2 protein-coding genes are annotated in these 13,329 nt (G+C 43.0%); both read right to left on the reverse strand.

The genetic code is table 11. The features are described from left to right. Nucleotides 1-80: 80 nt before the first annotated feature. Entirely contained in the window at nt 81-6,635 is a 6,555-nt protein-coding gene (locus tag V7K69_RS31970) for an amino acid adenylation domain-containing protein (RefSeq protein ID WP_335042157.1), read from the reverse strand. Between the two features lie 47 nt (nt 6,636-6,682). Further along, nucleotides 6,683-13,324, reverse strand: a complete 6,642-nt coding sequence (locus V7K69_RS31975; protein WP_335042159.1) for an amino acid adenylation domain-containing protein — start codon at nt 13,322-13,324, stop codon at nt 6,683-6,685. Between the last annotated feature and the right edge of the window lie 5 nt (nt 13,325-13,329).

Below are 13,329 nucleotides of genomic sequence, written 5' to 3' on the forward strand. Positions count from 1 at the left end.
GGGAATTGGGAATGGGGAGTGGGGAGAATAAAAAATGATTCTTGACAAATGACAAATGACCAATGACTAATGACAAATGACTACTTCGTTTTATTTTTTTTGATTTTGGTCATAAATTTGTCAAGCTGTTTTTGGCTTAATCTCGCTGCTGAGAAGTCTGAAGGTGTATGACCGATCGCATCAGGGGATTGACAGTGGGTAATGAGCGATCGCAATGCCTCCATAAATCCAAAGGCCAAACCTTCAATAGTGTCTCGTTTATGAATTTTCTCGCTGTAAGCCCAAGTCATCTCTAGGCTTCCTGCACGAATGAATCCGCTTACCCCTAACAGGTGGCTGCGCTGATTAAGTAAATTCTGTTCAGCTTTGAATTCTTGAGCCAAACCCAAGGCGGTAGAAGCCTTAAGCACCTGATCGAATTGCCCAAGGTAGTTAAAACTTACTTGCGCTTGGGGTAGCGCTTGTAGTTTCGTGCGGATTGTGTGATCCGGGTGCAAATATCGCAAAACACCATAGCCTATACCCCGGTTGGGGATGCGCCGCAGTTGTTCTTTAACTAACTTTAAAACCTCTCCTGGATGGTCAATTTCTTCTAGCTGCAAATGAACGGGGAATAAGGTAGTAAACCAGCCTATAGTCCGCGACAAATCCACATCCTCAAACAAGTCTTCTCGTCCATGTCCCTCTAAATCAACCAGCACAGAACGTTCTCCCGTCCATTGAGAAAAGCTTTGCGCTAGGGCAGTCAACAGCACATCATTAATTTGAGTATTGTAGGCAGAGGATACATCCTGCAAAAGAGCGCGGGTTTGTTCTTCAGTTAAAGAAAGTGACACAGACGCAGTTGAGGCTACAGTGTTATTTTCTTTATGGGAAGGATAGTCTACTGGTAAAGCTGTAACTTGAATACTAGATTGACTTAGCCAGTAATCCAACTCTGTGACTGCCTCTGATTGGGCGTATTCTGTGAGGCGATCGCTCCAATATTGAAAAGAAGTTGTCTTAGCTGGTAATTTAATGGTTTCACCACGGCTGATTTGCTGGTAAGCCATAGCCAAATCTTCAAGCAAAATCCGCCACGAAACGCCATCTACTGCTAAATGATGGATGATGAACAGTAACTGACCAGGTTGATCGTTGCCCAACCTAAATAGTACTACTCGTGCGATCGCCCCAGTCGATAGATTCAAACTAGCTTGGAGTTCAGCATCTGCCGCTTTCATTACTGTTTGTTGTTCTTCTGCCGATAGGTGCGATAAATTGATGACGCTAAATGGCACAGCTTCTAGGGTAGGGGCGTTAAACTGCTGCCAGTTTTCCCCTTCTTGTACGAACCGCAGACGCAAAGCATCGTGATGCACTAACAATTTTTGTACAACTTGCTGCAATAGCTCTGGTTGCAAATCTGGCGGAACTTCCAGTAGTGCTGACTGGTTAAAGTAATCAGGTTCGGGCAATTTCTGCTCGAAAAACCAGTGTTGGATAGGTGTTAGCGCCACCTTGCCAGTTACTAATCCTTGTTCGGCTTTGACAGAGCGAGTCATGCCTGCCACAGCAGCTAACTCAGCAATGGTTTGGTACTGAAATAGCTGTTTAGGGGCAATTTGGATACCCGCTTGATTAGCTCTTGAAATTACCTGAATGCTGAGAATGGAGTCTCCGCCCAATTCAAAGAAGTTGTCGTGGATGCCGACTTGTTTTAGTCTTAAGATTTCCGACCAAATTGCTGCTAATCTCTCTTCTGTAGGGGTTTGAGGTGCAACAAAGTTCTCTTCTGCGCCGCGAGAGAGGTCGGGGGCTGGTAGGGAGCGATAGTCTATCTTGCGGTTCGGAGTCATCGGCAGGGTCTCTAGCTGCACGAAAGCTGAAGGAACCATATAATTAGGCAACTTTGCTTTTAGAAAATGGCGCAGTTCATCAGTGGTTGGTTGCGGCTCGTGCGGTACAACATAAGCTACAAGCCGCTTTTGACCCGGAATGTCTTCACGAGCAATGACCACAGTTTGAAACACTTGTGGGTGTTGTCTCAGCACCGTTTCAATTTCTCCTAACTCAATGCGGAAGCCGCGAATTTTCACCTGATCGTCAACTCGACCAAGATATTCTAGATTGCCATCTGCGCGAAATCTTGCCAAATCTCCTGTTTTGTAGAGGCGATCCAATTTTGCATTTTGGATAAATTTCTCTGCGGTAAGTTCAGTCCGTTGCCAATAGCCTCTAGCTAATCCGGCTCCGCCAATGTGCAGTTCTCCCGGAACTCCTATCGGTACAGGTTGCAGATATTTATCCAGGACATAAACTTGAACATTGCTAATCGGTCGTCCAATGCTAACAGAGGAGGCTGATGGGGTGAAGCGATCTAAGGTGGTTATAACCGTTGCTTCCGTTGGCCCATAACTATTAAGTAATTGGGGTGGATGCCAGAAGTGAGCCACACTACTGTGCCAGCACTTCACTTTTTCGAGTTGAACTTCTTCCCCACCAATAATCACTATTCTGATACTTTCGGGAATTCGGGAGTCTTCAGGGGTAAGTTCTGCGACTAATTGATGCCAATAGGCTGTGGGAAGATCCAAAACAGTTAACTGCCATTCTCGGCAACACCGCCAAAATTCATCGCTGGAGTGCAACATCTGTTCGGTTCGCAGCACTAACGTTGCACCGACTAAAAGACAAGGTAGGATTTCTTCAATAGATGTATCAAAACAGATTGATGCAAATTGCAGAATATGATCGCCCGCATTAATGCCATATTCATGAGTGGCAGTGATGACAAAATTTATTAGCGATCGCTGTTCAATCATCACCCCTTTGGGTTTACCTGTGGAACCAGAGGTGTAAATAATGTAGGCGAGGTTATGGAGTTGAACGTTAGTAATCGGATTGGCTGTACTGTGTTGAGCAATTATTTCCCAATCTGTATCTAAACAGATCGTTTTTCCGGCATAATCTCGTAATTTGCCCTGGAATCTTTCTTGAGTCAGCAGAATGCTTAGTTGTGTATCTTCGAAAATATCAGCCAGTCGCTCTTCGGGATAGGCAGGGTCGAGGGGAATGTATGCACCCCCAGCTTTGAGAATGCCAAGTAAGGCGATAATCATCTCTGGAGAACGCTCAACGCAGATACCGACTAAGGTTTCTGGTTTGACTCCCAAACTTTGTAAATAATGTGCCAGTTGATTGGCGCGATCGCTCAATTCGCGGTAAGTTAACTGTTGACCTTCTTGTTGAATAGCTACAGCATCGGGCGTTAACTCCACCTGAGCCGCAAATAATTCATGGACACATTGCTGAGACGGATACTCTCTGTGAGTCTGATTCCACTCCACCAGTAACTGCTGCTGAGTCTGAGTTAACAGTGGTAATTCAGAAACTCGCTGCTCTGGATTAGCAACAATTCCCAATAATAAAGTTTGATACTGCTCTGCCATCTGCTGGATTGTGGCAGCGTCGAATAAGTCGGTGTTGTGTTCCCAAATCATAGTAATTCCCTTATCTGCACCATGATGCGGAATCAGAACGACATCAAGATCAAACTTTGTTGATTTGTTGCTGAGGGCTACATTTGGTTTGATGTTCAAGCCTCGGAGAGTTAAGTCTGGCTGGGGAGAATCATGGAAGCTGAACATCACTTGAAACAGGGGATTGTAACTCAGATTCCGTATTGGCTTCAGAACCTCCACGACCTTATCGAAAGGTAAATCTTCGTTAGCAAAGGCTTCCAGACTGACTTGGCGGACTCGACCCAGTAACTCCCGAAACGTGGGATTTCCAGACAAATCGGTGCGTAAAACCAAATTATTGACGATCATGCCAATTAATTGTTCTGTCTCGCGCATCCGCCGATTGGCAACAGCTGTCCCCACACAGAGATCGTCTTGTCTGGTGTATCGGTGCAATATTACTAAAAAAGCCGCTAGCGTCGTCATGAATAAGGTGATTCCGTCTTGACGGCTCAAAACTCTCAAAGATTCACACAAGCTAATGGGCAACTCTACCCTGACTTGAGCGCCGTTGTAAGTTTGTTCTGCTGGTCGCGGGCGGTCTGATGGTAATTCCAATAGGGGCGGACTGCCGGATAACTTTTGTTGCCAATAAGCTAACTGTGCTTCGGCTTCCTGGCTTTTAACCCACTCTCGCTGCCAATGGGCATAATCTCCAAACTGGAGTGTTAATTCTGGTAGTGGTGAATGATTACCCAAACAGAAGGCTTGATAAAGTTCCACGAACTCATTCAAGAAAACGTTATTGAAAGACCAGCCATCATGAACCATGTGATGTTCGATGTGGATCAAAAGATGATCTTGGTCGCTCAACTTCAACAATAACCACCTAACTAATGGCAGTTGATTTAAGTAGAAGGGCTTTTGCACCTCTGCATCAAATAGGCGCTGAATTTCTGCTTCTTGTTCAGACTCAGGAAATGTCTGGAGGTCTACTACTGTTAACTTAAGTGGTGAGGCTGGGTGGATTACCTGAAATAACCGTCCATCTATTGCCGGAAAAGTCGTGCGGAAGATTTCATGCCGTCGGACAATCTCACTGAGGCACTGCTCTAATGCTGCCACATCAAGTTTCCCGGTGAATCGCAGAGTTACCTGAGCTTGATATGCAGCACTTTCAGGAGCTACTTCTTGAATGAAATATACTCGCTCTTGAGCAAAGGAAGCAGGCAAGTATCCTGACCGTGAAATTGGTTTTATAGCAGGACGTTGCAACTGCTGTTTAAGGTGGCTGTGCTGTTCAATCAGCGCTGCTAGACCCGCGATGGTAGGATTGGCAAAAATATGGTGAAAGAATAATTCGACTTGGAAACCCTCGCGGATGCGGGAAAGAATCTGAGCCGCTATTAAGGAATGACCACCCAAATTGAAAAAATTGTCATTGATTCCTATCTGCTCAAGTCCTAGTAACTCAGCCCAGATGCTTGCGAGTGTTTCTTCAGTGGGGTTACGAGGTGCGACAAAGGTTTCTTCGAGATCGGGGCGTGAGCGATCGCTAGCTGGAAGATTTTGATGATCAACTTTACCATTAGGAGTAAGGGGCAAGGAGTCGAGAATCACAAAGACTGCTGGAACCATATAGTTAGGCAGTTTTTCTTGAAGAAAGCGTTTAAGGGTAGTGGCGCTCGCATCAAGTTTTTGATTCAGCACAATATAGGCAACAAGGCGTTTATCACCGGGGATGTCTTCACGGGCGATTACCACCGCTTGCTGTACATCCGGGTGTTGACTCAAAAGCGCCTCAATTTCTCCCAGTTCAATCCGAAAACCGCGAATCTTCACCTGATGATCGATTCGCCCCAAAAATTCAATGTTGCCATCTGGTAAAAAGCGGGCTAAGTCCCCAGTCTTGTAGAGACGTTCAAAATTTGAGGATTGGTCTTTTTTCTCTCCCCTGCTCCCCTGCTCCCCTGCTCCTCTGCTTCTTTGGAAGGGATTGGCGATGAATCTCTCCTTAGTCAACTCTGGGCGGTTCAGATAGCCTCTAGCCAAGCCGTCGCCACCAATATACAATTCGCCAGGAGTACCAATCAGAACTGGTTGTTGATGGTTATCGAGGATATAAACTTGTGTATTAGCGATCGCTCGACCAATTGTCAGTTGAGTGTCGCCAGTATATTCTGCTACTGTGGCACAGACTGTTGATTCTGTTGGGCCGTAAGCATTAAAAAAGCGCCGCCCTTTTGACCATTCAGCAATCAGCTTCGGATTACAAGCTTCTCCGGCGACAATGAGGGTTTGCAAGTTTGGCAATTCCGCAGTCGGTAAGGCTGCTAGTGCTGTGGGAGGAAGTGTAATGTGAGTTATTGATTGCTCGTGCAACACTCGCATTAAATCTATTCCTGGGCGCAAGGAATCTTGAGTTCCAATGTAAAGGCTAGCTCCTGAACACAGAGCCATGAAAATTTCCCAAACTGAAGCATCAAAGCTGAAAGAAGCAAACTGGAGAACACGGCTATTTTGCTGTACATCAAACAGCTTTACTTGTGCATGGACTAAATTACACACGCCTTGATGCTGGAGTAGCACGCCTTTGGGTGTTCCTGTAGACCCTGATGTATAAATTACATAAGCCAGATTTTCGGGTGTAACCCCACTACTAAGATTCTCGTGGCTCTCTCGCTGAAAAGATTCCCAGTCAGTATCCACACAAATCAACTTCGCCCCACTTGTAGCCAATTCCTCAACAAATTTGTCTTGGGTTAACACCACCTGGACTTGCGAATCTGAGAGCATAAACGATAGACGCTCTTTGGGATAGGTTGGATCTAGTGGAATGTATGCTCCACCTGCCTTGAGGATACCCAACATTCCTATAATCATTTTTAGCGATCGCTCAACGCAAATCCCTACCAACACCTCTGGTTTTACACCCAAACTTTGTACATAATGTGCTATTTCGTTGGCTTGGTAGTTCAACTCTTGATAAGTTACTTGTTGTTCTTTAAATACAACAGCGATACTGTCGGGAGTTTTTTCTACTTGTGCTTCAAATAACTGATGTATACATAAGTGCTTAGGGTAATCTACCTTTGTATCATTCCATTCAAATAATATTTTGTATAACTCCTGCTCAGTTAAAACAGAAGAATCATCAATAGATTGAGTAGAGTTAATTAGAATTTCTTTCATAAATTTAGGAGATGAATTACAATAGCCCACTAGCAAACAACTTAATATTATTTGGTTTTCTTTTTTTTGATTTTGTCCATAAATTTATCAAGCTGTTTTTGATTAAGTTTGGCAGCAGAAAAATCAGAAGGAGTATAGCCTTGTGACTCTTTTAACTGACACTGAGCAATCAGGCTTCTTAATGCTTCCATATATTTAAAAGCCAACCTTTCAATAGTGTCTTTTTTATGAACTTTATCACTATAAGCAAAGTCTATTTCTAGCTTACCTGAGTGAATTAATCCGCTTACTGCCAATAGATGGCTACGATTTCCTCGCTTACTCTGCTCTGATTTCCACTCTTTGATAAATCCAAACATTGCAGATGCAGATAGTACTTGGTCAAATTGACCTAAATAATTAAAACTGACTTCTGCTCTCTTGTAAAGTTGATCCTCTTGGGTAGAACCCAAGACCGCACTTTCTGCTTGAGGCAATTTCTGGAATTTATTTTTAACTACCGCATCTGGATGCAAATATCGCAAAATACCATAACCAATACCGTGTTTAGGAAGGCGACGCAGTTTTTCTTTAACTAATTTCAAATCTTCTAAGCGATCAACAGAACTCAGTTCTAATTGGATAGGGAATAAGGTAGTAAACCAGCCTATGGTACGGGATAAATCTACATCTTCAAATAAGTCTTCCCGTCCATGTCCTTCTAAATCAACGACTAACGATTTTTCTCCTGTCCATTGGCTAAAACTTTGTACTAACGCAGTCAGCAAAATATCGTTAATTTGTGTATTGTAAGCAGATGGTACATCTTGAAGTAAGATGCGGGTTTCATCCTCATTTAAAAAGAGGGTAACAGAATTAGTTGAGGTTAAACTATTGCTTTCTTTTGCTAATGGATAATCTATCGGCAAAGGAGCAATATCGCTTTGAAAGTTAGATAACCAGTAATCAATTTCTTTCGAAAGGGCTTCTGATTGACTGTATTCTTGTAGCCGATTTGCCCATTCTTGAAAAGAAGTAGTTTTGGGCGGTAATTTGATTGCTTCGCCACGCTTAACTTGCTGATAAGCTGTTGCCAAATCTTCCAGCAAAATTCGCCATGAGATACCATCTACCACTAGGTGATGGATAACAAATAGTAGCTGACTTGGTTGATTCATCCCCAGATTAAACAATACAAATCGTACAATTTCGCCTGATGCTAAATTCAGGCTAGCTTGAAGTTCAGCATCTTTTGTCTGAATTGCGATTTGTTGTGCTTCTGGAGAAAATTCCGACAAATCCACAATGGTGAAAGGCACTGTTTCTTGTGGTGCATCATTAATTTGTTGCAGGAGATTCGTTTCTAGGACAAAGTGCGATTCTCCCTTCGCGTAGCGTCTCGTAGAGAAGGGGAGACGTGCAAAGCGCGATCGCAGTGCATCATGATGCAATAATAATTGTTGCAAGACTTGCTTTAATAACTCCGGTCGTGTTTCTGATGCAATTTCTAGCAAGGCTGACTGGTTAAAGTAGTGAGCATCGGGTAAATTTTGCTCAAAAAACCAATGTTGGATCGGTGTTAGCGGTACTGAACCAGTAACTAACCCCTGATTAGCTTTAATTTGACGGGTTGTGCCGACAACGGTAGCTAACTCAGCAATGGTTTGATATTGAAACAGTTGTTTTGGAGTTAACTGTAACCCGGCAAGATTTGCTTTAGAAATCATCTGAATACTGATGATCGAATCGCCACCTAATTCAAAGAAGTTATCGTAAATACTAATATTTGGTTGTCTCAATACTTCAGCCCAAATTGCCGCTAACTTTTCTTCTGTCGGAGTCCGAGGAACAGCAACTCCTAAGTCTAAATTTCTGTCTGAAGGATCTGGGGCAGGTAAAGCACGATGGTCTAATTTGCCGTTAGGGGTAATCGGTAGCCGATCCAATATAACGAAGGCAGAAGGAACCATATATGGGGGTAACTTCTGTTTGAGGAATTGGCGAATTTCATCAATTTGAACTTGTCTTTGATTTCCAACTACATAAGCAACGAGACGCTTATTTCCAGGGATATCTTCACGGACAATAACGACAGCCTGAGCGACCTGGTAATGTTGATTTAAGATGGTTTCAATCTCAGCAAGTTCAATCCGAAAACCGCGAATCTTCACCTGAGAATCAATCCGTCCCAAATATTCTAGATTGCCATCAGGTAGATAACGCACTAAATCCCCAGTTTTGTATAATTTACTACCTTCTAATTTCTCAAAAGGATTAGTAATAAATTTTTCTGCGGTCAATTCTAGACGGTGCAAGTAACCCCGTGCTACACCCGCACCGCCAATATGGAGTTCCCCTGGTACTCCAATGGGAACGGGTTGCAAATATTTATCTAACACATATACTTGAACATTACTAATAGGTTTTCCAATAGATACTTCCTGACGATTGAGAGCGTTTTCTGACAAATCAGATAAGGTTGCCACCACAGTGGCTTCAGTCGGCCCATAACTATTAACCAACTGAGGATAATTGCCCACCAATTGATGCCACATAGCAACTTTTTCTGGTAGCACTCGCTCTCCGCCGATAATAACCAGTCGTAGTGAATCAGGTAATGATAAATTCTCGTTGGCTAATTCACTTACTAGCAAATGCCAGTAAGCTGTTGGTAAATCCCATACTGTCAATTCCCAATCTTTTGATTGCTGCACAAAGGCTGAGACAGATTTCAACATCTCATCGGTACGCAGCACCAGTGTCCCACCGCTACTTAAACAGGGATAAATTTCTTCGGCGGCGGCATCAAAACTAATTGACGCAAATTGAAGAACGCGTTGGCTTTGCCCGTCGTAGGCATTGCACTCTGTTAGTTTATATTTGGCGATCGCACTTTGAGTAAAATTCACCAATGAATGATGTTCAACCAGCACCCCTTTGGGCTTGCCTGTGGAACCTGATGTATAGATAACATAAGCTAAGTTATTCGCTGCCACTTCATAGTCAGGATTTTCTTGACTCTGACTCGAAATCAACGCCTTTTGAGTATCTAAACAAACCATTTTCAGGGGATGTTCAGCTTCCACAGTCGCCCATTGCTGCATCGCTACCAGAATTGGCACTTGAGCATCGTTGACTATATCGCTCAATCGTTCGGCTGGATATGCGGGATCTAAGGGGAGATATGCTCCACCAGCTTTGAGAATTCCTAATAGTCCCACTATCATCTCTAAAGAGCGCTCAATGCAGATTCCCACTAAGCAATCTGGTTTTACTCCCAAGCTCTTCAGATAGTGAGCGAGTTGGTTAGCTTGTTCATTCAATTCCCGATAGGTAAGTTTTTGCTCCTTAAAGATTACTGCTACTGCATTTGGGGTCTTCTCTACCTGTTCTTCAAATAATTGATGAATACATTTCCCTTCGGGATAAGCTGTTTTAGTGTCGTTCCAGTCAACTAATAACTGATGCTGCTGCTCTGGTGTTAGTAGAGGGTATTGGGAAATTCGTTGATCGGGGTTAGCGACAATCCCTTCTACCAATGTTTGATATTGTCCCATCATGCGATCGATGGTGGCGGCATCAAATAGGTCACTGTTATATTCCCAAACCAGAGTTATACCCTGTGTCTCTATTCCTTTGGCTTCATCTTTAAAATTGCGCCCTACCCGTTGCTCAGAACGAGGCATAACGACAACATCAAGATCGAATTTGGCTGATTTATTGTTGAGTGCCTCATGCTGTTTAATGGTCAATCCAGGTAGATTCAAATCAGGTAAAAGAGCATCATGGAAGCTGAACATCACCTGGAATAGAGGATTATAGCTCAGATTCCTCTCTGGTTTAAGTGCCTCTACTACCTTATCAAAGGGTAAGTCTTCGTTGGCATAACCTTCTAAAGTGACTTGACGCACTTGAGCCAGAAGTTCTCGAAAGGTGGGATTACCAGAAACATCTGTGCGTAGAACGATGTTATTGACAATCATACCAATTAACCCTTCTGTCTCCCGCCAACGGCGATTAGCTACCCCAGACCCCACACAAAGGTCTTCTTGTCCTGTGTAGCGGTAGAGCATGGTTACGAAAACCGCAAACATACTCATAAATAACGTTACCCCTTCTCGACGACCCATGTTTCTCAGGGCTTCGCAGACATGAAGAGGAAGTTCCATTCTCAGCATTCCGCCTTGGTAAGTTTGCTCGACTGGTCGCGGCCGATCGCCAGGTAATTCTAATAAGGGTGGAATGCCAGCTAATTTTTGCTTCCAATAGTCCAGTTGAGCTTGTGCTGGCTCTGTTAATACCCACTGTCGCTGCCAATGGGCAAAATCTGCAAACTGTAGTGAGGGTTCAGCTAAGGGGGACGGTTTACCTTCAGAAAAGGCTTGATATATTGTTAATAATTCTCGCAAAAATAAATTGAATGACCAACCATCATGTACCATGTGATGTTCAACATGAACTAACACATATTCTTCGTTACTTAATTTTAATAATGTCCAATGGATTAAGGGCAATTGACTAATATCAAAAGGCTTTTTAATTGCCTCATCGGTTAATCTTTCTATTTCGATTTCCTGCTTATATTTGGGAACAGTTTGTAGGTCGATAACAGGTAAAACAACAGGTTGAGGAGGATGGATTACTTGTACCAGCTTTCCTTCTACTGCCGGAAACGTGGTGCGGAAGATTTCATGACGGCGCAAAATTTCGCCCAGACTTTGTTCAAGGATAGATATATTCAAATATCCCTTGAAACGCAAACTCTCTTGAAATTGGTAAGCGCTCATTGAGGGGGCTAATTGCTCAATGAAATATACCCGCTCTTGGGCAAAAGAAACAGGTAAGTAACCCTCCCGTGAAATTGACTGAATTTTCGCTAAAGGGGATGACTGTTTTAATTGCTGTTGCTGGACAATAATCTTAATTAAATCATTGATTGTTGGGTTTTCTAAAAGTTGCCCAAAGGATAGCTCAACTTGAAAAATATCGCGTATCCGAGACAGAATTTGAGTAGCGATTAGGGAATGACCACCCAGATGGAAAAAATTGTCATCGACTCCAATCTGTTCTAACCCGAAAACCTGACACCAGATTCTTGCAAGAGTTTCTTCCTGGGCATTACGAGGGGCGATAAAAGGTTTTTCGAGGTTGGAACGTGTGAAAGTGGGAGCGAGAAGTGCTTGGCGATCGATTTTCCCATTGGGGTTGAGAGGTAAAACGTCTAGAGAAACAAAGACGCTTGGCACCATATAGCTGGGTAGCTTGTTTTTCAAAAAGCTTTGCAGGCTTGTGCAGTTAATTTCCGCCTTTTGGTAGGGGACAACATAAGTCACCAGACGTTTGTTGCCAGGAGTGTCTTCACGAACAATGACTATACTTTGAGATACTTGGGGATGTTTATTGATGACAGATTCAATTTCTCCTAACTCAATGCGGAAGCCGTTAATTTTTACCTGATCGTCAATCCGCCCCCCAAATTCTAGGTTGCCGTCTGCTAAATAGCGTCCTAAGTCACCAGTTTTATATAATATTGAATTATCAAAAGGATTTTTAATAAATTTTTCTGCTGTCAATTCTGGACGGTTTAAATAGCCCCGTGCTAGTCCAGCACCCCCAATATATATTTCTCCTATTACTTCAGTCGGGACTTGTTGAAGGTTTTGATCCAATATATAGACTTGGATATTGTCCCCCATTGGTTTGCCAATCGGTATTTCTATTGCCTCTAGTTGGGTGTAGCTCAAATTTGATAAAGTACAAATTGTAGCTGCAACAGTAATTTCAGTGGGGCCGTAGGAATTAATCAACTCAGGGAAATTCCCTACACATTTGAGCCACATCTTAACTTTTTCTGCTAGCACCCGTTCCCCGCCAATAATCACCAAGCGTAATGATTTGGGTAATGTTATTTGACTAGTGACTAATTCATTTACTATTAAATGCCAGTAAGCTGTTGGCAAATCCCAGATAGTTATTTGCCAATCTTGAGATTGTTTTACAAATGAGGATATGGAACTCACCATTTCCTCGGTTCGTAGCACAACAGTTGCACCACAACTCAAGCAAGGATATATTTCTTCTGCGGATACATCAAAACTCATTGAGGTAAACTGAAGAATGGTATCGCTTGCAGAGATTTTGTATTGAGCGATCGCTATTTGGGTAAAGTTTACCAATGATTGATGTTCAATCATTACCCCTTTGGGTTTTCCGGTTGACCCCGATGTATAGATGACGTAAGCCAGATTATGGGGTTGTACTACATTAACTAAATTGTGTTGGCTTTGCCCGCCGTCAATATCGCTCTGGTTAAAAATTTCATCTTGTTGGCTATCTAAACAAATTACTTGTCCTGAATAGTCAGATATTAAACTAGACCATTTTTGCTGGGTTATTAGCACAGAGATTTGAGCATCTTGTACCATATAGCTCAATCGTTCGGCCGGATAGGCGGGATCTAAGGGAATATATGCTCCTCCAGCTTTGAGAATACCTAATAAACCGACAATCATCTCTGGCGATCGATCGAGGTAAATTCCGACTAAAACCTCAGATTCTACCCCTAATTTTTGTAAATAATTGGCGAGTTGATTAGCTTTAATATTTAATTCTTGGTATGTCAGTTGCTTCTGCCCATATTCCACAGCTACAGCCTGTGGAGTTCGCTCCACCTGGGCTTCAAATAATTGATGAACACATTGTTTAAACATAAGCT

This window comes from Nostoc sp. (assembly GCF_036917775.1).
Taxonomy (GTDB): Bacteria; Cyanobacteriota; Cyanobacteriia; order Cyanobacteriales; family Nostocaceae; genus Nostoc.